This window comes from Streptomyces sp. Je 1-79, assembly GCF_025195125.1.
Taxonomy (GTDB): domain Bacteria; phylum Actinomycetota; class Actinomycetes; order Streptomycetales; family Streptomycetaceae; genus Streptomyces.
In genome coordinates this window covers 513,568-535,166 of record NZ_JAMGSL010000004.1, presented here as the reverse complement: position 1 = coordinate 535,166, position 21,599 = coordinate 513,568, and the positions used below count along the sequence as shown (strand labels likewise).

28 protein-coding genes and 1 pseudogene are annotated in these 21,599 nt (G+C 71.8%); 16 read left to right on the top strand and 13 right to left on the bottom strand.

Annotation, left to right across the window (positions count from 1 at the left end):
- Positions 1-16: 16 nt before the first annotated feature.
- Positions 17-445, bottom strand: coding sequence for a carbon-nitrogen hydrolase family protein (locus tag M5362_RS10410; RefSeq protein WP_260227107.1), 429 nt, complete (start codon positions 443-445; stop codon positions 17-19).
- 423 nt (positions 446-868) lie between these two features.
- Here M5362_RS10410 and M5362_RS10405 point away from each other — a divergent pair, with 423 nt between their 5' ends.
- Positions 869-1,612, top strand: a complete 744-nt coding sequence (locus tag M5362_RS10405; protein WP_260227106.1) for a VOC family protein — start codon at positions 869-871, stop codon at positions 1,610-1,612.
- Between the two features lie 98 nt (positions 1,613-1,710).
- Here M5362_RS10405 and M5362_RS10400 read toward each other — a convergent pair whose 3' ends face one another.
- Together M5362_RS10400 and M5362_RS10395 are read right to left on the bottom strand one after the other, a co-directional pair.
- A complete protein-coding gene (locus M5362_RS10400) occupies positions 1,711-2,268 on the bottom strand; it encodes a thioesterase domain-containing protein (protein ID WP_260227105.1) in 558 nt (185 codons plus the stop codon).
- The gene (locus M5362_RS10395) at positions 2,265-2,750 is read right to left on the bottom strand and encodes a phosphopantetheine-binding protein (protein ID WP_260227104.1); all 486 of its coding nucleotides are present in this window, start codon (positions 2,748-2,750) and stop codon (positions 2,265-2,267) included. The genes M5362_RS10400 and M5362_RS10395 overlap by 4 nt, the downstream gene beginning before the upstream one ends.
- 85 nt (positions 2,751-2,835) lie before the next feature.
- On the opposite strand from M5362_RS10395, the pseudogene M5362_RS10390 reads away from it, so the two are divergent.
- The 6 genes and pseudogenes from M5362_RS10390 to M5362_RS10370 form a co-directional block, all read left to right on the top strand.
- Positions 2,836-3,051 (top strand): annotated as a pseudogene (locus M5362_RS10390) (hypothetical protein); the annotation flags it as partial.
- A 44-nt stretch (positions 3,052-3,095) separates the two neighbouring features.
- Positions 3,096-3,263 (top strand): RNase A-like domain-containing protein, encoded by a 168-nt coding sequence (locus tag M5362_RS33285; RefSeq protein WP_374214436.1) that lies wholly within the window; start codon positions 3,096-3,098, stop codon positions 3,261-3,263.
- On the top strand, positions 3,194-3,553 hold the full coding sequence (locus M5362_RS10385) for an RNase A-like domain-containing protein (RefSeq protein ID WP_374214440.1): 360 nt from the start codon (positions 3,194-3,196) through the stop codon (positions 3,551-3,553). Before M5362_RS33285 ends, M5362_RS10385 begins: the two co-directional genes overlap by 70 nt.
- Positions 3,554-3,621: 68 nt before the next feature.
- Positions 3,622-4,140: a hypothetical protein gene (locus tag M5362_RS10380; RefSeq protein ID WP_260227103.1), complete on the top strand. Its 519-nt coding sequence runs from the start codon at positions 3,622-3,624 to the stop codon at positions 4,138-4,140.
- Between the two features lie 58 nt (positions 4,141-4,198).
- Positions 4,199-4,498 carry an RNase A-like domain-containing protein gene (locus M5362_RS10375; RefSeq protein WP_260227102.1) on the top strand — a complete coding sequence of 100 codons (300 nt, stop codon included), beginning with the start codon at positions 4,199-4,201 and terminating at the stop codon, positions 4,496-4,498.
- Between the two features lie 13 nt (positions 4,499-4,511).
- The gene (locus tag M5362_RS10370; protein ID WP_260227173.1) at positions 4,512-4,670 is read left to right on the top strand and encodes a hypothetical protein; all 159 of its coding nucleotides are present in this window, start codon (positions 4,512-4,514) and stop codon (positions 4,668-4,670) included.
- A 443-nt stretch (positions 4,671-5,113) separates the two neighbouring features.
- On the opposite strand, the gene M5362_RS10365 is transcribed toward M5362_RS10370, so the two are convergent.
- Entirely contained in the window at positions 5,114-6,079 is a 966-nt protein-coding gene (locus M5362_RS10365) for a pirin family protein (RefSeq protein WP_260227101.1), read from the bottom strand.
- Between the two features lie 143 nt (positions 6,080-6,222).
- Here M5362_RS10365 and M5362_RS10360 point away from each other — a divergent pair, with 143 nt between their 5' ends.
- The 3 genes from M5362_RS10360 (at position 6,223) to M5362_RS10350 (ending at position 7,813) form a co-directional block, all read left to right on the top strand.
- The gene (locus M5362_RS10360) at positions 6,223-6,567 is read left to right on the top strand and encodes a tetratricopeptide repeat protein (RefSeq protein ID WP_260227100.1); all 345 of its coding nucleotides are present in this window, start codon (positions 6,223-6,225) and stop codon (positions 6,565-6,567) included.
- Positions 6,568-6,671: 104 nt separating this feature from the next.
- On the top strand, positions 6,672-7,073 hold the full coding sequence (locus M5362_RS10355) for a DUF6153 family protein (protein ID WP_260227099.1): 402 nt from the start codon (positions 6,672-6,674) through the stop codon (positions 7,071-7,073).
- A gap of 92 nt (positions 7,074-7,165) precedes the next feature.
- On the top strand, positions 7,166-7,813 hold the full coding sequence (locus tag M5362_RS10350; protein ID WP_260227098.1) for a DUF305 domain-containing protein: 648 nt from the start codon (positions 7,166-7,168) through the stop codon (positions 7,811-7,813).
- Between the two features lie 82 nt (positions 7,814-7,895).
- Here the strand turns inward: M5362_RS10350 and M5362_RS10345 are convergent, their stop codons facing one another.
- Together M5362_RS10345 and M5362_RS10340 are read right to left on the bottom strand one after the other, a co-directional pair.
- Positions 7,896-9,557, bottom strand: coding sequence for an amidohydrolase (locus M5362_RS10345; protein WP_260227097.1), 1,662 nt, complete (start codon positions 9,555-9,557; stop codon positions 7,896-7,898).
- 32 nt (positions 9,558-9,589) lie between these two features.
- Entirely contained in the window at positions 9,590-10,984 is a 1,395-nt protein-coding gene (locus M5362_RS10340; RefSeq protein ID WP_260227096.1) for a cytosine permease, read from the bottom strand.
- Between the two features lie 140 nt (positions 10,985-11,124).
- Here M5362_RS10340 and M5362_RS10335 point away from each other — a divergent pair, with 140 nt between their 5' ends.
- Positions 11,125-11,775, top strand: coding sequence for a TetR/AcrR family transcriptional regulator (locus M5362_RS10335; RefSeq protein WP_260227095.1), 651 nt, complete (start codon positions 11,125-11,127; stop codon positions 11,773-11,775).
- An 85-nt stretch (positions 11,776-11,860) separates the two neighbouring features.
- Here the strand turns inward: M5362_RS10335 and M5362_RS10330 are convergent, their stop codons facing one another.
- Positions 11,861-12,748 (bottom strand): 3'-5' exonuclease, encoded by an 888-nt coding sequence (locus M5362_RS10330; protein WP_260227094.1) that lies wholly within the window; start codon positions 12,746-12,748, stop codon positions 11,861-11,863.
- Positions 12,745-14,196 carry an NAD(P)/FAD-dependent oxidoreductase gene (locus M5362_RS10325; protein ID WP_260227093.1) on the bottom strand — a complete coding sequence of 484 codons (1,452 nt, stop codon included), beginning with the start codon at positions 14,194-14,196 and terminating at the stop codon, positions 12,745-12,747. The genes M5362_RS10330 and M5362_RS10325 overlap by 4 nt, the downstream gene beginning before the upstream one ends.
- Positions 14,197-14,372: 176 nt before the next feature.
- Between M5362_RS10325 and trxA the strand changes: the two genes are divergently transcribed.
- A complete protein-coding gene (trxA, locus tag M5362_RS10320) occupies positions 14,373-14,744 on the top strand; it encodes a thioredoxin (RefSeq protein WP_260227092.1) in 372 nt (123 codons plus the stop codon).
- A 109-nt stretch (positions 14,745-14,853) separates the two neighbouring features.
- Here trxA and M5362_RS10315 read toward each other — a convergent pair whose 3' ends face one another.
- The 3 genes from M5362_RS10315 to M5362_RS10305 all read right to left on the bottom strand — a co-directional run bounded on the left by M5362_RS10315 (position 14,854) and on the right by M5362_RS10305 (position 17,581).
- Positions 14,854-16,041, bottom strand: a complete 1,188-nt coding sequence (locus tag M5362_RS10315) for a thiolase family protein (RefSeq protein ID WP_260227091.1) — start codon at positions 16,039-16,041, stop codon at positions 14,854-14,856.
- A 192-nt stretch (positions 16,042-16,233) separates the two neighbouring features.
- Entirely contained in the window at positions 16,234-16,503 is a 270-nt protein-coding gene (locus M5362_RS10310) for a hypothetical protein (protein ID WP_260227090.1), read from the bottom strand.
- 55 nt (positions 16,504-16,558) lie between these two features.
- Positions 16,559-17,581: a LacI family DNA-binding transcriptional regulator gene (locus M5362_RS10305; protein ID WP_260227089.1), complete on the bottom strand. Its 1,023-nt coding sequence runs from the start codon at positions 17,579-17,581 to the stop codon at positions 16,559-16,561.
- A gap of 106 nt (positions 17,582-17,687) precedes the next feature.
- Between M5362_RS10305 and M5362_RS10300 the strand changes: the two genes are divergently transcribed.
- The 4 genes from M5362_RS10300 (at position 17,688) to M5362_RS10285 (ending at position 20,365) form a co-directional block, all read left to right on the top strand.
- Positions 17,688-17,909 (top strand): hypothetical protein, encoded by a 222-nt coding sequence (locus M5362_RS10300; protein WP_260227088.1) that lies wholly within the window; start codon positions 17,688-17,690, stop codon positions 17,907-17,909.
- A 15-nt stretch (positions 17,910-17,924) separates the two neighbouring features.
- A complete protein-coding gene (locus tag M5362_RS10295; RefSeq protein ID WP_260227087.1) occupies positions 17,925-18,632 on the top strand; it encodes an alpha/beta fold hydrolase in 708 nt (235 codons plus the stop codon).
- A gap of 14 nt (positions 18,633-18,646) precedes the next feature.
- Complete coding sequence (locus M5362_RS10290) at positions 18,647-18,865, top strand: hypothetical protein (RefSeq protein WP_260227086.1); 219 nt, start codon at positions 18,647-18,649, stop codon at positions 18,863-18,865.
- Between the two features lie 81 nt (positions 18,866-18,946).
- Complete coding sequence (locus M5362_RS10285) at positions 18,947-20,365, top strand: flotillin family protein (RefSeq protein ID WP_260227085.1); 1,419 nt, start codon at positions 18,947-18,949, stop codon at positions 20,363-20,365.
- 109 nt (positions 20,366-20,474) lie between these two features.
- Here the strand turns inward: M5362_RS10285 and M5362_RS10280 are convergent, their stop codons facing one another.
- Together M5362_RS10280 and M5362_RS10275 are read right to left on the bottom strand one after the other, a co-directional pair.
- A complete protein-coding gene (locus tag M5362_RS10280; protein WP_260227083.1) occupies positions 20,475-20,636 on the bottom strand; it encodes a hypothetical protein in 162 nt (53 codons plus the stop codon).
- A 135-nt stretch (positions 20,637-20,771) separates the two neighbouring features.
- On the bottom strand, positions 20,772-21,599 hold the full coding sequence (locus M5362_RS10275) for a TIGR02452 family protein (protein WP_260227082.1): 828 nt from the start codon (positions 21,597-21,599) through the stop codon (positions 20,772-20,774).

Sequence of the window (21,599 nt, the reverse complement as noted above, 5' to 3'; positions counted from 1 at the left end):
CGCCGAGGCCTCCAGGTCACTCCATCCAGTCCAGGCTGCGGAGTGTCCGGCCGCCGTACACGGGGAGGCCGATCGATTCTCCGTACCGGGCGAGCTGGCTCCAGGGGCGGTTGATCCCTGCGGAGCCGTAGCGGCGCACCCTGGTGACGGTGTCCAGGTCGAGGACGTCGACGAGGATCTCCTCTCCGGGGCCGGCCTGTTGGCGGACGAGGCCTTCCGGGTCGACGACGGCGCTGGTTCCGACGCCGGCGGGGTCGCCGGCGTTGACGTTGACGACGTAGACCTGGTTGGTCCATGCGTTGGCGCGGGCGCGGGCGCAGACGCGCTCCATCTCCCGGTCGCGGGTGGGCGTCAGGGTGGGCTGGATGACGATCTCGGCGCCCAGCCAGGCGAGCTGGCGGACCGTTTCCGGGAAGGCGCCGTCGTAGCAGACGGCCAGTCCCACGCGACCGGCGCCGGGAATGTCGAAGACGGTGAACTCGGTTCCGGGCGTGGTCTTTCGTACGGCTGCCAGGGGAAGGCCTTGCGGTAGCGGGCGACGATCTCGCCCTCCGGCGAGACGGCGAGGGCGGTGTTGTGGATACGGCCGTCCTCGACGCGCTCGTAGACGCTCCCCGGGACCAGCCACCACAGGCCGGTCTCCACGGCGAGCCGAAGGCGGGGGTGCGGTGGCGGAGGTGGACGCGGGCGAAGGCCCGGGGCAGGGCGCCGTGGGCGGCCATGGACAGGGTGCTGCGGGACCTCCGCCCCTCCTCGTCTTCCCAGGTGGGGCCGCGCAGTCCGGTCGGCGAACCCACTCGGCGAGCTGTGCACGGCGACCGGTGAGCACGTGCGTGCCCTCGGTGAGCGGGCGCATAGGATCGCCAGCATGGCACTGCGACCTGCTCATGTGAACATCAAGGCTCTCGATCCCTCGGCGGTCGGACGGTTCTGGGCGGAGGCGCTCGGCTGGACCGCCTACAGCCCCGGCGTGACCACCTACGTCGGACCCAGCGGCGGACTCGTCTGGCCGGACCCGGTCGTTCTCGGCATCGACGTCGTTCCCGTCCCGGCGCTCAAGTCGGCCGCGAAGAACCGTGTGCACCTCGACCTCGCCACCACCTCCGCGGACCATCAGGCGGAACTGGTCGCGCGCCTCCAGGCCCTCGGTGCGACGCCCGCCGACGTGAGCCAGGGCGCCGTACCGTGGACGGTCCTCGCCGACCCCGAGGGCAACGAGTTCTGCGTGCTGGAGCCGCGGGAGGTCTACCGGGACACCGGCCCGATCGCCGCGGTGGTGGTCGACTGCGCCGATCCGCGGGCCATGGCCCGGTTCTGGGGCGAGGCGATGGACTGGACCCTGCACGAGGTGACCGACGAACACGCGGTGCTGCGCAACGCCAAGGGTGTCGGCCCGTATCTCGAGTTCCTCCGCACACCCGGCGCGAAGACCGCGCCGGACCGCGTCCATCTCGACCTGCTGCCGTACCCCGGTGACGACAAAGCGTCGGAGGTGGACCGGCTGCGGGCCCTCGGCGCCACCGACCTCGACCTCGGCCAGGGCGACGTTCCCTGGACGTGCCTGACCGACCCCGAGGACCACGAGCTCTGTGTCCTGGCCGTGTCCTCCTGACGCGGCGACGGGGTTCGGGGGGCGTACGTACCCCACGTGCGTTCTCGCGGGGTGCCGCTCCGGCACCGGCACCGGCACCGGCACCGGCACCGGCACATCTACCGGTCCCCGCCGGCGAGCGCGGCCGCCAGGACAGGTCCGATCTGGGTCAACGCCGCGGGGCGCATCATCCGGAGATGTGTGGTGGCGATCTCGTGGGTCGTGATGCGGCCGCCGATGTGCGGGCGCCAGTCGTCGGTCAGTCCATTCGGTCCAGCCGTGCACAGCAGCAGATCGCCGCCGAACCGGCTGGGGGTGAAGCGGTCACGCAGCCGGCCGCTGTGCCCGACGGTGGCGGTGATCCGGGCGATCGTCTCCTCCGGCAGGCTGGCATCGCCGATCTCCTCTGCGAGTGCCGCGTCGAGCGTGTCGTCGGCGAGGCCCTCCGCCTGCGTGCCCTCGGTCTCCGCGGCCACCGGCGACACGTCCAGAACGGCCGGCAACTCCACCTGCTGCCCTTCCCGCTCGAGTTGGACCGCGATCGCGTGGGCGACCAGACCACCCAACGACCAGCCGAGCAAACGGTACGGTCCACTCGGTTGCACCGTCCGGATGCGGCACAGATACTCCGCCGCCAACTGGTCGATGGTCTGCGGCAGGACGGAGTCGCCGCTCAAGCTCGTGCCTGCAGTCCGTACAGCGGCGTCTCCGGATCGAGGTGGTGCAGCAGACCGGCGTAGGACCAGCTCATCCCGCTGGACGGGTGAATGCAGAACAACGGTGGCTGACTGCCGTGCCCGCGCAGTTCGAGCAGTACGTCATGGGCCCCGCCGTCCGTGGTGTGACCCGCGACCAGCCGCGCGAGCGCGGCCGGTGTCGGTGCCTCGAACACGGCGCTGACTCCCAGCTCCACCCCCAGCGCGGCCCGCACCCGGCTCACCAGACTCGTCGCCACCAGCGAGTGCCCACCAAGGTCGAAGAACCCGTCGTCCGGGCCGACTTCGTCGATGTGACTGGCCGACACGTCGAACGTCGGTGCGGGAAGCGCCCGCCGGTCGACCTTGCCGGTGGGCGACAACGGGAACTCCGCGGAGACCATCACCACCGCCGGCACCATGTGGGAGGGGAGGTGCCGGGAGACGGACTCCCGTGCGGCCACGCCCAACTGTGACGGGTTCACCGAACCGGCCGACCTGTCCGGCGTGACATGCCCGACCAGGCATCGCTCGCCCCGACCGTTCGTGCCGGGCACCACCGGAACCCAGCTGGACGTGTCGGTCGCCGACGCTTCCGGCCGCCGGGTCACCCTCGGCGGGGTCTCTGTCGACGGGTTGCCGGGGAGTGACCGTACCGCCTCGTACTGGGGACAGGAGATCCGCAAGCCGCTGACCACAGCGACCCGGGCCGGACTGGATCTGACGAGGGTCGAAAACCTGGAACTGAGGCCGCGCAGCAGCTCGATTCGAACGGCAAATACGACCTGAACCTCGCCGCCAACGAATACATGGCCAACGGCCATACTTTGGACAAGCACGTCGGCAAGACGGACGAGCAGTTGGCGCAGCGCCTGCGTGACCAGCAGTCGGGCGGCCCGACAGCGGCCTGGCCACACGGCAAGCCGAGCCCAGCGGCTCCTCCGCCTTCCCGACCTACCAGCGCGCCGAGGAATTGACCGAGCGCAACCTCAACACGAACAAGGCCGCCATCGAGGCATGGATCAAGGGGCCTCCGCCGGCCTCCGACGGCGACGTCAAGTCGTTCTACGACACGGTGCCGAGCGGCGAGACCAGTGGCCGCAGCGTGAGCAAGCAGCCGGTGGACCCCAACGACCCACTGTCCGGGTACAAGCAGGGCGGGAATGCCCAGGCGTACGACGTGAGCGGCGTCGACACGCGTATCCGCTACGACAGCAGCCGCAACCCTCCGTTCACTGTCATGACGTCGATGCCCTCCAAGTCCTAGCGAAAGCCGAGAAAGGCCAGCACCACATATCCGTCGACCAGACGTCCTGGGAAGCCGCGGTACGCCACTTGTACGAGGACGCGTACCCGTACGACGCCACGGGCCCGCGTCGCCACGAGAACTGGGTCCTCGACGTCCTTGCTCTGATGGCACGAGAGCCGGACCCCCGCGGCTGGACCGGTCTCGATGACGCGGCTCAGAACCCGGAGCGCGAGGCGTCCCTCACGTATCCCTTCGTCGCCCACCCGCCGGAGTACATCGCGAGGCGTCTCCAGGAGATCGATCGGGACAGTGCCGAGAACCTTCTCCTCGCCCTTACGGACGACGGCTGCACCCTGGCCAACCTGAGTCGCTTCGTCGAAAGCGAGGAGGAGCTCCGGGCGATGGCGCGCACGATTCTCGCGCGCTACGGGGACTCCGCCAGTTTCCACACCAATGTCAACAAGCCGGGTCACGTGAGCGGCACGCTCGACTTCACATCGTCGGGCTGGGCGTACAGCCCGCTGAGCGTGTACTCGGAGGACTACGGCCTGATCGTCGTCTCGGACACCGAGGTGGGCATGTTCTGGAACTTCGCCGACTACTGAACCGCCTGCCACCCGTAGGAGTTCGGCTCCTGACGAGGCAATTTGAGAGGATGCCCCCGTGCTGACCCGTTCCGCCTCCTATTCCGACCGGGAGACCGCCCAGTGGGCCACCCAGCAGGTGGTGACCGCCAACGAACAGGCCGTCCACCGCTGGCTCGCCCAGAACACCCGGGTCCGCCTCACCCTCGAGGCGGCCTGGCCGTCCCGTGAGGAGCCCGTGGGCCGGGTCCAGCTGGGGGGCGACCTGCTGGCCGGGCGCGGCCCCGTCGACGTGCGCGCGGCGCGCGTGGTCCTGCGCTGCGAGGCGACGAGTCCGCTCGGCTTCGTCGTCCACACGCCCGTCCCGTTCTACCTGTAGGGGTCACACGCACATGTCCATGAAGCCCCTCGAACACGACCGGCGGTATGGCGAGCTGGACCAGGTGATGCGCGCGTATCTGGGCCAGCCGGCCGACGACACCCCGGAGCGGCGCAGCCGCGCCCTGGACGCGTATCTCCGTCACACCTGGCACACCCGCCCCTCGGCCTAGTGGGGACGTCGCCGCAGCGGCGTGGCATGGCCTGAGCCCCGCCGCACAGCAGCTCTCTCCGGCGCGTAGCAGGGCTCTCGTCAGGAGTAACCGCTCAGACCCACCGCCTCGACCAGTTGGCTTGCGTTCTGTCGGAACTCCACAACGGGCATCGACAGACATCCCCCTCCCACTTGCGCGCCGGCCCCGACCTGCTCCCAGCGTCGGCCACGAACGCGGGAGCCATTCAGGCCAGCAAGGCCCCAGACCGCCCCACTGAGACCAGCGCCCCCGCGGCGAAGCACGCAGATCAACCTGACGGGACGTCATGAAAGTCAGCATTGAGTCAGCATCCGTCCTGCCACACCTGCCCACACAAGGTCACACACGGGAACTCAGCCACAGCCCCCGGGTCCGCCTCGCAACTCAGCGCGCGCATCCCGAGGATGAGGTGATACCGCTGGTCAGCGCACACGACCCCGCGCTTTCAGTGGCGTCGCGGGGAGTTCCGGGGCCGGAAGCGGAGCGCCGTCGTAGCCCTTCACCTCACCGAACCTGGTGCCGTTCATCCATGCCTCGCGCGCTTCTTCGATGTCCTGCTGCGAGCGGCCGATCCAGTTCCAGAACATGACGATCTCCTCCTCGAACGGCTCGCCGCCCAGGAGCATCAGCCCCGCGTCCGAGGTTGCGCGCAGGGGGAGTTCCGTGCGGCCGCAGCCGAGGTAGAGCATCGAGCCCGGCAGGACCGGGACGCCGTCGACGTGAGCCTCGCCCGACATCGCCAGGACCGCGTACTCGAAGTCCGGTTCCAGGGGGATGCTCGTCTCGGTGCCCGCCGCCAGTGCGAGGTCCGCGCCGATCAGGGGGCTGTACGTGGTGCCGGGCGAGGCCGCGCCGTCGAGTTCGCCGAGGATCACGGTGGCCGTCAGGCCGGGGGCCGTGACCTGCGGGAGGTCGGCGTGGTGCTGGAAGTGGGGTTCGACGTGGCGGTGGGCCTCCGGGAGCGCCACCCAGAGCTGGGCGCCGTGGAGGAAGCGCGCGTGGGGCCGGGGACTCTCCTCGGAGTGGGAGATCGCCCGGCCCGAGGTCATCAGGCCCAGCTCGCGGGGGCGGATCGTCTCCAGGCTTCCCGTGCTGTCGCGGTGCAGGACCTCGCCCTCGTGGAGCCAGCTCACGGTCTGGAGCCCCATGTGCGGGTGAGGCGGGACCTGCATCCCGGGCTCTTCCGCGATGTCGTCCGGGCCGTAGTGGTCGACGAAGGCCCAGGCGCCGACCATGCGGCGGCCGAGGTTGGGGAGCAGACGGCGGACCTCGGTCGACTCGCCGAGCTGGACGTGACGGGGGCTGAGGAGCTCCCGGACCGGTTCGGCGACGACGAAGCCGCGGCCGCCACAGACGGTGAGGGCGGCCTGACGATCAAGATTGCTCATGACACTCAACCTATTCCTGTCCGAGGACGGGGTGGGCGTGTCTCCACGCGGAAATAGTAGTGGAATGTTCAATCATCTTGGGGTGTTGACAAAACTGCCACCCCACCCGGTTGGCAGGGTAGGGACGCCCCGAGGGAGAGCCTGTGAACGACACGTACTACGAGTTCGGCACCGCCGGCGAGCGTTGGGACCGCGCCCAGTTCTTCTTCGAGGCCAAGGAGTACCTGACGGCGGCTCGGATCCTGCGGGGTCTGGTCGCCGAGCACCCGGAGCAGACCGCGCAGCGGCTGCTGCTGGCCCGCGCCTACTACCACTCCGCCCAGCTCTCCCGCGCCGAGACCGAGCTCCGCGCCCTCCTCGACCTGGACCCGGTGGAGCACTACGCGCGTCTCATGCTCGGCCGCACCCTGGAGCGGCAGGGCCGGCACGCCGAGGCCGCCCCGCACCTCCGGCTCGCCGCCGCGATGACCGGCGACCTCCCTCAGTGAGTGATCGAGGACGCGTGGGCGGCTGCCCGGGGATCCGTACCCCGTTCGGTAGGGTCGTCGCGGGAGGTTGAGCGTTGCGTACGGGACGAGTGGGGCAGCGCCGCATGAGAGCGGCGGGTGCACTCGCGCACCTGATGCTCGTCGTGGTGCTCGCTCTCGGCGTCTTCGTGATGCACGCGGTCGGCCACCCGGAGGGCGCCTCGGAGACCGGGGTGGACGGCATGACGCATGTCTCCGCCTCCGTGCACTCCGCCCCCGCGCCCTCCCCCGGCGTGACCGGGGCCCACGACCCGGCGTCCCACGACACCGGCATGAGTATGGACATGACCACGCTCTGCGTGGCCGTCCTCGGCGTCTGGGCCCTCGCCCGGCTCGTCCTCGCCGCCTTCGGGAGCCGCCCCGATTGGATGGTCCGGCTGCTCGGCCGGCTCACGCGACTGCTCGCCCCGAACGCCCCGCCGCCGATATCTCCCGACCTCGCCCAGCTGTCGGTCCTGCGGATATAGGCCGAATCGCCGCCGCGGGCGCCTCGCGCTGCCCGCGGAAACGCCCATTCGACCTTTCCGGCAGTACACAGCACACACGAGGTGTGACACACATGCGTGCCTTCAGCAACCCCACCGCCCAAAAGCTCGCGCTGACCGGCGCCGTAGCCGTCGCGGGCCTGTTGCTCTCCGCCTGCGGCTCGGCGAACGACTCCGCGGGTGACTCCGTGAGCCGTACGAAGCAGGGCTCCGAGGCCTCCGTCTCGGGCTCCCCCGCGGCGGACACCTTCAACGACGCGGACGTCGCCTTCGCGCAGGCGATGATCCCGCACCACCAGCAGGCCCTGGAGATGGCGCGGCTCGCCGACGGCCGGGCCGAGGACACAGGCGTCAAGAAAATCGTCGCCGATGTCGAGAAGGCCCAGGACCCGGAGATCCGGAAGATGAGGGCCTGGCTCAAGGGCTGGGGCAGGCCCGAGTCGACGGATCAGGGCGGCCACGGGGCAGGCCACGGCGGCGGCCACTCGATGGCCGGGATGATGTCCGAGCAGGACATGAAGGAGTTGGCGAACCTCCGGGGCACGGCCTTCGACCGGAAGTTCGCCGAGCTGATGATCGCCCATCACGAGGGGGCGGTCGAGATGGCCGAGACCGAGCAGAAGGACGGTCGCGACGCCACGGCGAAGAAGCTCGCCGCCGATGTCGTACGGACCCAGACCGCCGAGATCGCCGAGCTGAGGAAGATTCTCGACCGGCTCTGACCGACCCTGACTGGCCCTGACCGGCCCTGACCGGCCCTGGTGCCGACGGCCCTCGCTTCCCGAGGGCCGCCGGCGCGCGGCCTCAGCCGTCCGTCCGCGTGTGGACGACTTCTCCGCCCACCACGACCGTCTCGGCCACCGTGCCCGGGATGTCCTCCGGGTCGATCCGGAGGATGTCGCGGGAGAGTACGACGAAGTCGGCGAGCTTGCCGACGGTCAGCGAACCCCGCTCCTCCTCGAGGAAGTTGGCGTACGCGGAACCCATGGTGTAGCCCTCGACCGCGGTCACCACGTCGATCGTCTCCTCCGGCGTCCACGGCTCTCCCCCGCCGCGCAGCGGCCGCCGGGTGACGGCGGTGTAGATGCCGACCATGGGGTCCATCTCGGCGACGTTCCAGTCGCTGGAGAGGGCGAGGACAGCTCCGGCGGCGTGCAGGCTGCGCAGCGGCCAGGCCTTGTGCCAGCGGTCGGGGCCGATGTTCTCGGCCCAGTCCTGGCCCGGGCCCGCGATGTCGGGCGCGGCGTGGCGGGGCTGCATGCAGGCGACGACTCCGAGTTCGGCGAAGCGCGGGGTGTCGGCCGGGTCGAGGCACTCGACGTGGACGACCTGGTGGCGCGCGTCACGCGGCCCGTTGACGCCGCGGGCACGGGCGACGGCGTCGAGGACCGTACGGATGCCACGGTCGCCGGTGGCGTGCACGAAGCACTGGAAGCCGCGCGCGTCGAGGCCGGTGAGCAGTTCCGCGAACTCCTCCGGCGGGTAGAAGGTGTCGCCGCGATGGTGTCCGCACCCGGCGTACGGCTCCAGGAGCGCGGCCGTGCGGGGCTCGACCACGTCGTCGATGTAGAGCTTGAGCGGTCCGACACGCAGCCGGTCGTCGGCGAACTTCCGGGCGACGTCGGCGAATTCGTCGAGCTCGGCCTCGGTGGTGCCGCGCGGGTGGAAGAGTGCGGCGACGATCCGCGAGCGGAGCCGGCCCTCGGCGCGTGCGCGCTCGAAGAGGGAGAGGTCGTCCAGGGAGTTCTGCGGCTCGACGACGGTGGTGATGCCGTACGCGACGGCGTCGTCGAGGCTCTTGGCGAGCCTGCCGTACTGGCGGTCCGGCGAGGCCCACGGGACGCCGAGCTCGCGCAGGGCGCGGTGGCCCGCGCGGGAGAGGCCCTTGATCGCGAAGTCCTTGACGAATCCGGCGGGTTCGCCGGTCTCGGGGTCGGTGACGGCGGTGCCGAACGGCAGGTCGGTGCGGTCGCGGGTGACGTCGAGCGCGCGCAGGGCGGCGGTGTTGAGCCAGGCGGTGTGCACGTCGTAACTGAGCACGACGGCGGGGGTGTCGCCGGTCACGGGGTCGAGGTCGGCGGCGGTGGGCATGCGCCCGCCGGGTATCGCCGAGTAGTCGAAGGCCTCGGCCTCGATCCAGGCGGCCTCGGGGTGGGCAGCGCGCCAGGTGGTGATCCGCTCGTGGATCGCGTCGAGGGTACGGGCTCCGGCGAGTTGGACGCAGGCGTCGTCGGAGCCGAGGCGTACGTGGTTGTGGGCGTCGATGAAGCCGGGCAGGACCAGACGGCCGCCCGCGTCGAGGACCGTGGTGTCGGGCCCGGTCCAGCGCGCGGCGTCGGCGTCCGCGCCGAGCCAGACGATGCGTCCGTCGCGCACGGCGAGCGCCTCGGCCTCGGGCAGGGCGGGGTCGACGGTGTGGATGCGGGCCCCGACGAGGACGAGGTCTGCGGGGGTGGCGCTGTTCATGAGGGATCGAACTCCAGTTTCTGGCAGGGGTGTTACGGCTGCGCGGGGGTGGCGGTGCGGCGCGCGAGGAGGACGTACACGAGCGCGGAGACGAGGGCGCCGAGGAGGGTGAGATCGGCGCCGCCGAGCGGGGCGACGAGGGGGCCGGTCCAGAGTTCGGAGTCGCAGGTGAGGGCGGCGAAGGCCATGCCGGCGAGCAGGGCGGTGATTCCGGCGGGGTGCCAGCCGGAGCGGTACCAGTAGGTCCCGCCCTCTCCGGCGTGCAGGGCGTCGGAGTCGTAGGAGCAGCGGCGCAGGACCATGTCGGCGAGGAAGACGCCGCCCCAGGGGGCGAAGACGATGATCAGGAGGGAGAGGAAGGCGAGCAGGGAGGTGGTGAAGTCGGCGAGGAAGAGGGCGCCGAGGGAGCCGAGGGCGGTGACGGCGGCGCTGATCACGATGGCGCGGGCGCGGCTCCAGGGGATGCCGAGGACCTGGAGGTTCAGGCTGGAGGAGTAGAGCGTGATGATCGAGTTGGTGACCGAGCCGCCGAGGATCAGGGCGAGGAAGAGCGGCTGGAACCAGCCGGGGAGCAGCCCTTCGGCGCCCGCGACCGCGTCGGTCATGTCGGCCTGCGTCGCGGCGGCGACTCCGGCGACGCCGAGGGCCACGGAGGAGAGGAAGCCGCCGAGCGCGCCGCTCCAGGTGAGGGCCTTGAGCGAGGTGGTGCGCGGCAGGTAGCGGGTGTAGTCGGCGGGCATCGGGAGGTACGAGAAGGGGCCCGCGAGCATGACGACGAAGGCGAGGCTCCAGCCGACGGCACCGGGGCCTTGGGCCGGGGCGGTGGTGTCGGCGCCGGGCAGGACGAAGGCGAGCAGGGCGGCGAACCCGAGGGCGAGGGCGTAGGCCATCCAGCGTTCGGCGAACTGGACGGTGGCGTGGCCCCACAGGGCGACGGCGAAGGTCATCGTGAGGGTGACGAGCAGGGCGAGGGCGCGGGCGGCTTGGCCACCGGCCCAGCCGAGGTCGGCGAAGAGGGCTTCGAGGGCGAGGGTGCCGACCGCCGTGTTGACGATGGTGTAGCCGATGCTGACGACCCAGTTGAGGAGTCCGGCGGGCCAGTTGCCGCGCACACCGAAGGCGGCGCGGGAGATGACGAGGGTGGCGGTGCCGGTGCGGACACCGCTGAGTCCGGCGGCGCTGATGGCGAAGAAGGAGAGTCCGCCGATGACGACGACGGCGGTGGCCTGCCAGAAGGAGAGGCCGAAGGCGACGGCGAGGGCGCCGTTGATCACGTAGGTGAAGGTGAGGTTGGAGCCGAACCAGAGCCAGAAGAGGTCCTTGGCGCCGCCGTGGCGCTCGGCGTCGGGGATGGGGTCGATGCCGTGGCCCTCGACCTGGAAGACCTCGTCGCGGCCCGTGTCCGCCGCTGTGTCCTGGTGCAGCATGCCCACTCCCAGACTTTGAATGGTGTTCTAGAATTTAGAACAGCATTCAAGATGTGGGAGAGGTGGCGACCGCGTCAAGACCTCACAGAGCTGCGGTTAAAGTCGTGACCTGGCGGGTCACGGGGATGGAGGCGGAACGGGTGGCAGGGGCAGCACGACGGCGCGACGGGCACATCGCCCAGGAGCGGATGCTCGAAGAGGCCATGGCGGCCATCGCCGAGAACGGCCTCGCGGCGCTCACCATGTCGGCGCTGGCCGAACGCCTGGGCACCAGCGGCGGCCACATCCTGTACTACTTCGGCAGCAAGGACCTGCTGCTGCTCGCCGCGCTGCGCTGGAGCGAGGCCGCCCTCACCGAGGAGCGCCGGGCGCTGCTGGCCCGCCGGCTGACGGCGGAGCGCAAGCTGGACCTCTTCCTGCGGCTCTACCTGCCGCACGGTCCGCGCGATCCGCGGTGGATGCTCTGGATCGAGCTCTGGGCGCGCACCCCCTCCAACGACACGCTGCGCGAGGCACAGCGGGAGCTCGACCGGGGCTGGCAGGAGGATCTGGAGGCCCTGCTCGCCAAGGGCGTGGCCCGGTCCCGTTTCGCGCCGATGGACGCGGCCGAGGTGACGGCGCGCGCCTCCGAACTCCTCGCGCTCCTCGACGGGCTCAGCACGCGCATGGTGCTCGGCCAGGAGTCCGGGCCGTCCGCGCCCGACCCGCGCCCCGCGATCGACGCGGCACGGGCGGCGGCCGAGCGACTCGTCCCCCGGAGCCGACCGGCTGCGGGGCGGGCCCCGCGCTGACCCCGCTCCGGGGCTGAGCCGCTTCGGGGCGCGCCCTGCTCCTGGGCGGGCGCTACTGCGTGGCGCGGGTTACTGCGGTGCGGCGCTACTGCGGTGCGGCGCTACCTGGGGCGGGCGGGGGGTCCTCCCAGGGCAGGGGTTCGGCGGCGGTGAACGGCCATTCCAGGGCATCGGGATGGCGCCGCATCTGCTCGGCGTACCAGAGGATCTGCTCCGTGTGGAGTGCGGGTCGGGAGAGCTTGGCGAGGGCGGGATACGAGTCCGCGATCACCTGGGCGAGGGCGAGCGACGCCTCGGCGTCGGACGCGGCGTCTCCGGGGCGGTCGTGCGGGACTCCGTACCAGGCGGTGACCGCCCGCAGGGAGCGACTGCCGGGACGGTACCGGTCGGCGTGGCGGTCCAGGACCAGGGGGTCGCAGACGGGGGCCACGCCGTGCGGGAGCCGCTCGGCCAGCGTGGGCAGTCCGTGACGCAGGAGCTCGGCGTGGAGAGTGGTCAGGACGTGAGGAGCGAACCAGACGACCAGGACCTCGTTCGACGCCAGGTGATCGGCGAGGACGGTCGCGAGGTCGTCGAGGGCGCGTGGGGCGGGGGCGCCCTCGGCGCGGGCCCGTTCGACGGCGCCGAGCCGGGTTCCGTGCGTCGGATATCGGAGATTGGATCCAGGATCCATGATCCAGTCTCCGGACGTGCCGTCGCCGACCCGCACCGACGCGGCAAGGATCCGATCCACCGCCGCCCGGTAGCCGGTGGTCACGATGTCCACCGCCATCAGGCGGCGGCGGTGCCAGCCCGGCAGCTCCTGCCGGGCCGGCGGAGCGGGTTCCGGCACGTGTTCCGGGTGGAAGACCTCCCAGCCGTCCTTCGGACCGTGGCCGTGCCGGAGCACCCCCGCCCCCGCCGGCACGACGGCCCCGCAGACCGCGCAGGGCCCGTCGTAGTCGTTGGTGAGGTCGGGGGCGCCGGGGTTCATTCCGTCCCCGCACCGTCCCGGTACGCCTCGAGCAGCCGCAGCCAGGCCTCGCTCAGCGTCGGGTACGAGGGAACGGCGTGCCAGAGGCGCTGGATCGGCACCTCGCCGACCACGGCGACGGTCGCCGAGTGGACCAGCTCCCCGATGCCCGGCCCGACGAAGGTGACACCGAGGACGATCTCGCGCTCCAGGTCGACCACCATGCGGGCGTGGCCGCGGTAGCCGTCGGCGTAGAGACCGGCGCCCGCCACCGAGCCGAGGTCGAGGTCGACGGCGCGGACCCGGTGCCCGGCCTCCTCGGCCTCGGCGAGGGAGAGCCCGACCGCCGCGGCCTCGGGGTCGGTGAAGACGACCTGGGGTACGGCGGCGTTGTCGGCGGTGGCCACGTGCGCGCCCCAGCGGTCGGTGTCCACGGTGATGTCGCCGGCGGCGCGGGCGACGATGGCGGCGCCGGCGATCCGGGCCTGGTACTTGCCCTGATGGGTCATCAGGGCTCGGTGGTTGACGTCTCCGACGGCGTAGAGCCAGTCGCTGCCCGTGACCCGGAGGGTGTCGTCCACCGGCAGCCAGGAGCCGGGCTCCAGGCCGACGGTCTCCAGGCCGATGTCGTCGGTGCGCGGGCTCCGGCCGGTCGCGAACAGGACCTCGTCGCCCTCGACCTGGTCGCCGCCCTCCAGGACCACGGTGACCGGGCCGGTACCCCCGTCGCGTACCACCGCGGCGACGGAGACGCCCGTACGGACGTCGGCACCGGCCTCGGTGAGCGCGTCGGCGACGTGTTCACCGACGAAGGGCTCCATGCGGGGCAGCAGCCCCTTGCCCCGCACCAGGACCGTCACGCGCGAGCCGAGCGCCTGCCAGGCCGTCGCCATCTCCGCGGCGACCACTCCCCCGCCGACCACGACCAGGCGGTCCGGGACGTGGTGCGAGCTGGTGGCCTCCCGGCTGGTCCAGGGCCTGGCCCCGGTCAGGCCGGGCAGGTGGGGCAGCGCCGCCCTGCTGCCGGTGCAGACGGCGACGGCGTGGCGCGCCGAGAGGAGATGGCGGTCGCCCTCGGGCCCCTCCACGACGACCTTCCGTGCGCCGTTCAGACGGCCGTGGCCCCGGTAGAGGCGGGCACCGGTGGAATCGAGCCAGCCGACGGCGCCGTCGTCCTTCCAGTCGGAGACGTAGTAGTCGCGATGGGCGAGCACGGCCGGCGCGTCGAGCGGCCCCTGGACCAGCTGCCGCAGACCGGGGACCTTGCGGGCGTCCGAGCGGGCGATGGCCGGGCGCAGCAGCGCCTTGCTCGGCATGCAGGCCCAGTACGAGCACTCGCCGCCGACCAGCTCGCTCTCCACCACGGCCACGCTCAGGCCCGCGGCCCGCGCGCGGTCCACCACGTTCTCGCCCACCGGTCCCGCGCCCAGGACCACCACGTCGTACTCGTGCTCCACCTCATGTGTCATGGGCCCCAGTCTGCTGGCAGGTGTGCGCCGTGGCCACAGGGGAAGGCGCGGCCGTGCGCGCCCGGAACGGGCGCGTGCACGCGTGGAATAGCGCGGCTCGATACGCCGTTGTGCGGGGCGAGTCCCCAGGGGACCGTGAGGGACACCCGCCAGGAGACCCGGAGAGGTAAGAAAACATGAGCACTGTTGAGCTCACCAAGGACAACTTCGACCAGATCGTGAGCGACAACGGGTTCGTTCTGATCGACTTCTGGGCTTCCTGGTGCGGTCCGTGCCGACAGTTCGCGCCGGTCTTCGAGGCGGCTTCCCAGCGGCACGAGGACCTGGTCTTCGCCAAGGTGGACACCGAGGCGCAGCAGGAGCTGGCGGCCGCGTTCGAGATCCGCTCCATTCCGACGCTGATGATCGTCCGCGACAACGTGGCCGTGTTCGCGCAGCCCGGCGCGCTCCCCGAGGCGGCTCTCGAAGACGTGATCGGCCAGGCGCGCAATCTGGACATGGACGAGGTACGCAAGTCGATCGAGGACGCCAAGCAACAGCAGCAGTGACCGCGCGCCGAGGGGCGGTACGGGATGTCCCGTACCGCCCCTCGCGCGTTCGCGGGCGTCGTGCGACCCCAGGCCCCAGGCCCTAACCGGGGTCCGGGGGCGCAGGCGGTCAGCGTTCCAGTACGAGCGCCAGGCCCTGGCCGACGCCGATGCACAGGGCCGCGAGTCCGGTGCCCGAGCCGGCCGCCGCCAGCTGATGGGCCACCGCGCCGGCGAGCCGCGCACCGGAGGCGCCCAGAGGGTGCCCGATGGCGATGGCCCCGCCGCGCGGGTTGACGATCTCGGGATCGAGTTCCGGCCACTCGGCGAGGCAGCCCAGGGACTGGGCGGCGAAGGCCTCGTTGAGCTCGAAGGTCGTCAGGTCGGAGAACGACCGGCCCGCCTTCCCGAGCGCGCGCCGGACCGCCTCGACGGGGCCGAGCCCGAAGAGCTGCGGTTCGATACCGGTGACGGCGGAGGCGCGGATCCGGGCGAGCGGCTCGCGGCCGGTCTCGCGCAGGCCCTCCTCGTCGACGAGGAGCAGCGCCGCGGCGCCGTCGTTGAGCGGCGATGCGTTGCCCGCGGTGACGGTTCCGCCCTCACGGCGGAAGGAGGGCTTCAGGCGGGCGAGCGCCTCCAGGGAGGTGTTGTCGCGGATGCACTCGTCACGGACGAGGTCCACACCCTCGTACGGCACGACCTCCCCGTCGTACAGGCCCTTGTCCCAGGCCTCGGCCGCCTTCTGGTGGCTGGCCAGGGCGAACGCGTCCTGCTGCTCGCGGGTGAGGCCGTGCTTGTCGGCGACGAGCTCCGCGCCCTCGCCGAGCGAGACGGTCCACTCGGCGGGCATCCTCGGGTTGGTCATGCGCCAGCCGAGCGTCGTGGAGTGCAGCTGCTGGTGGCCGGCCGGGAAGGCGCGTTCGGGCTTCTGCAGGACCCAGGGGGCGCGGGACATCGACTCGACGCCGCCCGCGACGGCCACGGAGGCGTCGCCGACCGCGATGGCGCGCGCGGCCTGGATCACCGCCTCAAGGCCCGAGCCGCAGAGGCGGTTGACGGTGACACCGGGCACGGAGGTGGGGAGCCCGGCGAGCAGGACGGCCATGCGGGCCACGTCGCGGTTGTCCTCGCCCGCCCCGTTGGCGTCGCCGAAGTACACGTCGTCGATCCGGGCCGGGTCCAGGTCGGGCGCGCGCTTCACCAGCGACGCGACGACATGGGCGGCGAGGTCGTCGGGGCGTACGGAGGAGAGCGCGCCTCCGAACTTGCCGATCGGGGTGCGGACGGCGTCGACGATGTAGACGTCGCGGATGCTCATCGGTTCTCTCCCACGTGACCTTCGGGCGGTCAGCTGCGTTGAGGCGTTCGTCTGGTGAAATTTCCTTCATTGACGTGCGCGCCGAGTCTCCGCCCGCCGGGGGCTCCTGTCAACGGTGCCCGGACAGCGATAGGTGGTGAATGAACCGATGCGGCCGAAGAGGGCGGGCTCGCAGTCTCGCGCCGGGGCCGATCAGCGCCCCGTCGGGTTCCGGACCAGCGCCGTCAGGCCGTAGTCGAGCTCACGGCCGTCGACGAGGAGCGCCTCGACCGTACGGGTCTCGGGGTCGATCTCGGCGGTGATGCCGTGCCCCTCGTAGCGCGGGTACCCCGACGAGCCCGTCCGGCCCGTCGCCTCCACCACCGCGGAGCGGACCGCGCTGTCCTCCACGGACCGCCCGCCCCGGTCCTCCACGTGCTCGGCAACGAGCAGGATCTCGAAACGCCGCGGAACTGTGCTCATGCTTCGACGCTAAGCCGCAACGCCCCCCGGCGCCCGGCCGGACCGGAACCCCCGGTCAGCTGGACTCCCTGGGGATCACCCGCGAGGCCAGCAGGTCCTGCGCCACGGGAGCGCTCTCCGGGTCGCGGACGGCGCTGTCGACGAGTTCGGCCAGGTGCCGGCCGATCACCATGTCGATCTGCACCGTCGTCAGCCGCGGCCGCAACAGCCGCCCGAGCAGCAGGTCGTCCGAGCCCACGACCGCCGTCTCCGCCGGGACGGAGACCCCCGCGTCCTGGAGCGCCCGCAGCAGCAGCATCGCGTACTCGTCGTTGTACGCGAACACCGCGTCGAGGCCCAGCTCGCGCCAGCGCCCGGCGAGCTCGTTCGCCGCCTCCTCCTCGTAACGAAGGGGCAGCGGTACGACGGTGGCGCCGGTCCCCGCGACCGCCTGCCGGACGCCTTCGAGCCGCGGCCCGGAGAACATCTCCAGACCCGGCTCCTCGGGGACCACGACGCCGATCCGGCGCCGGCCCCGCTCCAGCAGGTGCTCGGCGGCGACACGGCCCACCCGCCCCTGGTCCATGACCAGGGCGTGCGCGCCCTCGACCCGGTGCGGGCCGACGGTGATGACGGCCTTCGCCCCGGACCGCTTCAGGATCTCCACGCCGTGCGGGGAGAGCTGGACCTCACCGAGCGAGACCACCGCGACCGGACGGAGCTCCGCCCACGCGCGCGCGGCCTCGTCCCCCTCCAGACCGAGGCTCCCGTACTGCACGACGGTGTAGTCGAGGCGCCGCAGGGCCCACTGGAGCTCGTTGAAGAACCGGCTGTACAGCGGGCCGACGGGCACGTGCGCGGTGGGCAGCAGGACCATCCGGCTGTGACCCGCGCGGAGGCTGCGGGCCGCGGCGTGCGGGACGTACCCCAGCTCCTCGGCCGCCTCCCGCACCCGCTGCCGGGTCGGCTCGCTGATCCGTACGGCGGCCGTGTTGTTCAGGACATACGAGACGGTGGCTCTGGAGACTCCCGCGAGTCGCGCCACATCGGCGCTCGTCGGGGCGGGACGTTCGGCGGACTGTCTGGGTGACTGGCTCATCGCTCCGGCATCTTTCCAGACCCATCCGGACCAGGGTCTGGCGGATGGCCGGATTCCAGTGCTACACACTGCTGACGCGTGTCACTGGCACGTGCCACCAGACGCGGTGGACACGGCCCGAGTCACCATGGTGCTGCCGGAGGCGGAGGACGCGGCCCGCGACATGGGCGTGCTCGACGTGGCGAACGCCGGACCGCAGATCGGCGCCCCCTTCGTCGCCTCGCTGGTCGTCTCGGCCGGCGGCGGGTACACGGCCCTCTTCCCGGTCGCCGCCGTACTGTCGGTCCTCGGGGCACTCGCCGTGCGCCCGATCCGTACCGTGCGCTGACCGAGAGGCATCGACGTGCATCTGCACACCACCACCTGGGGATCCGGCGAGCGGGTCGCCCTGCTGGTCCACGGCATCATGGCCGACCACCGCACCTGGCGGCGGGTCGGCCCCGCCCTCGCCGAGCGGGGCTACCGGGTGATCGCCGTGGACCTGCGCGGCCACGGCGCCAGCGGGCGGGCCGCCGGACCCGAGGGGTACACGCCGGAGGAGTACGCCGACGACCTCGTCGAAACGCTGCCCGGCGGCGCCGAGTTGGCGATCGGCCACTCGCTCGGCGCGCTGGCCCTGGCCACCGCGGTGGAGCGGCTCGCCCCGCGCCGGGCCGTCTACTCCGACCCGGCCTGGCACCTGCCGGCCGAGGAGGCGAGCCTCCGCGCGGAGCTGTTCGTCCAGGCCAAGCGCCTCACCCGCGAGCACATCCGGGTCTTCAACCCCCGCTGGGCGGAGGAGGATCTCGACATCGAGATCGACACGGTCGGGCTCTGGGACGAGCGCTCGGCCCACGCGCTCACCGCCTTCGCGGACCGCGACCTGTGGCCGGCGAAACCGGTCGTCCCCTCGCTGGTCACCCTCGCCGACCCGAGCATGCTGGTGACCGCCGACCACGCCCGGATGCTCGCGGAACGGGGCTTCGAACTCCGTACGGTCGCCGGCGCGGGACACACGATCCACCGCGACGACTTCGACGGGTTCATCACCGCCCTGGAGGGGTGGATCTGACGTACCGTGTGGTCATGGACGACGTCTCGATGGTGGGATTGCTCGGCCGGGTGACCGGCACCGTCGGGCCGGGCCTCGTCGGCGAGGTGATCGTCCGGATCCGGGGCGGAGCGGAGCACTTCCTCGCCTACGCGGCGGACGCCAAGGAGCGGATCGGTCTCGGAACGGTCGTGATGGTCGTGGAACATCTCCCTCCACGCACCGTCTATGTCACAGCCGCGTACGACGGTTGACCGATCCATTGAGCGCCCGTCCCGCGAGGCGCACACTTCCTTCACCGGGCCCGCACGGTTCCGGTGAAGGGGGAGCTGCCCATGGGCATCGGCATCCTGGCGGGCGGCGCGATCGTCGCCGTCCTCGTCCTCATCGCACTGTTCAAACTCATGTGGCGCGTCGCGGAACCCAACGAGGCGCTCATCATCTCCGGCTCCAACCACAAGATGGAGGGGCTCGGCGAGGGCATGGGCTTCCGGATCGTCACGGGGCGCGGCACGCTCGTGCTTCCGGGCGTCCAGGCCGTACGGAAGCTGTCACTGGATCTCAACGAGACGCAGTTGCAGGTGGAGTGCGTCACCCACCAGGGCATTCCGCTCAAGGTCCGTGGTGTGGTGATCTTCAAGGTGGGCGACGACTTCGTGTCGATCGCCAACGCCGCCCGCCGATTCCTCGACCAGCAGAAGCTGATGTCGGAGCGGGTGCACATCGTCTTCGCCGGTCATCTCCGCGCCATCGTCGGCGGGTTGACGGTGGAGGACATGATCCGAGACCGGGAGAAGCTGACCGGGCAGGCGCGTTCGGCCTGTGGCACGGAGATGGAGAAGCTCGGTCTGATCGTCGACTCGCTGCAGATCCACGAGATCGAGGACCCGACCGGGTACATCAAGAACCTGGCCGCGCCGCATGCCGCGGCGGTCCAGCGCGACGCCCGGATCGCGCAGGCGGAGGCCAACCGGCGGGCGACCGAGGCCGAACAGCAGGCCGCGGCCCGGATGTCGGAGGCCACCCGGGACAGCGAGATCCTCCAGGCCGGCTACCAGGCCGAGCGGGACCAGGCGTCCGCGAAGGCCCGGCAGGCCGGTCCGCTGGCCGAGGCGGCGTCGCGCCAGGAGGTGGTCGTCCAGGAGACCCGGGTCGCCGAGCTGGAGGGACACCGCAAGGAACAGCAGCTCCAGGCGGAGGTCCGCAAGCCCGCCGACGCCATGGCCTACGAGACGAGGACGCTGGCGGAGGCGGAGCGCGACGCCCGTATCTCGGCGGCGCAGGCGGAGGCCAAGGAGACCGAACTGGCGAGCGCGGCCAAGGCGACCGCGACCCGGCTCACGGGTGAGGCGGAGGCGGCGGCCCAGCACGCGAAGGGTCTCGCGATCGCCGAGGCCACGCGAGCCAAGGGTCTGGCGGAGGCCGAGTCGATCAAGGCGAGGGCGGCGGCGCTGGCCGAGAACCAGGAGGCCGTGGTCGCCCAGCAGCTGGCCGAGAAGTGGCCGGAGATCGTGGAGGCCGGGGCGTCGGCCTTCGGCAATGTGGACCAGATGGTCCTGCTGAACGGCGCCGACGGTATGGCGGAGGTGTTCGCCAAGGCGCTGACCATGGGCGGGACGGGTCTGGGGCTCGCCCGTCAGCTGCTCTCGACGATGAATCCGGGCGCCCAGGCGGCGCTCGGGACGTCGGTGAACGGCGCGGCTCCGCCCGCTCCCCGGACGGAGGCGATCCCGGTCGGCGACGACCAGGAGTAGCCGCCGGAGGACACGCCGGGCCCGGCGCCGTACCGGCGTCGGGCTCCGGTCGTTTCGTCCACGGCGGACTCGCCCGCGGGACGCGGGTCTTCAGCGAAGGTCCGGAAGATCAGTTGTGACCGAACTTCCGCTCCTTCTTGTGGGAGACCTGCTCGATGATCGGCCGCGGGGTCTCCCGTACGACCGGTGTCTGTTCCTTCGTCGCCTCGGTCCTGTGCTCGTGGCCGCCCGTACGGGCACCGCGGTTCACCCGGGTCTGTTTCTTGCCCACGATCGTGCCTCCTGTCACCGGAACTCTGACGCTGGGGCCTTTTCAGCCTTGCACGTGGGTACGAGCACCGCATGTCAGGGGCCTCGGGCCCGACCGTCACCCGATCGGCCGCGAGCACCGCGAGGTCGTGGCAGGTCAGGTGCCCGCGAAGACCCTCTGGAAGGCGCCGAGCGTCGTCCGGCCCGCCGTACGGTCGAGGATCGCGAAGACGATCTCGTCGAAGTGGCCGGCGAACCGGCCGCCGTCCATGAGGAGCGCCCGGAAGGCGCCCGCGACCTCGGCAGGGTCGTTCTGGAAGACGCCGCAGCCCCAGGCACCGAGGACGAGCCGCCGGTAGCCGCCCGCCACGGCGGTCTCCAGGACCCGCTCGGCGCGGACGGCGAGGGCGGCCGGGACGCGGTCGGCGAGCTCGGGGGTCTGCCGCCGGATCACGCCCGCGTTGGGCGCGGGCGAGGTGAGGAAGCCGACGGTGAACGGCTCGGCCAGGAGCCCGCCGCGATCGTCGCGGAAGACCGGCACGCCGGGTGAGTGGATCACCCGGTCCGTGTAGAAGGCGTCCCGCTCGGCCCGGTGGTGCGCGTAGTACTCGGGGGCGCGCAGGAGCGTGGTGTAGAGGGCGGAGGCCCGGCAGACGGCCTCTTCCTGGGCCTGGGCGCCGTTCAGATATCCCCCGCCGGGGTTACGGGCGGAGGCGAAGTTCAGCACGGCCACCGGGGCGTCCGGATCCGCCCTGGTCAGGCGGTGGGCGGCGACGATGCTGCTCTCGTCGGTGACCTCGACGGCGGTGGTGCGGTCGGTGTCCGGGGTGACGGCGACGGGCTCGGGGCCGTACAGCCTGGTGCCCGCCAGCGCGGCGCGCACCTCCGACTCGATCGACACCGCCCGGCCGTCGGGGGCCCGGTACCGGCCCGCCTCGACGATCTCCTCGGTCTGTCTCGCGATCCCCCGCAGCCGTGCGCTCAT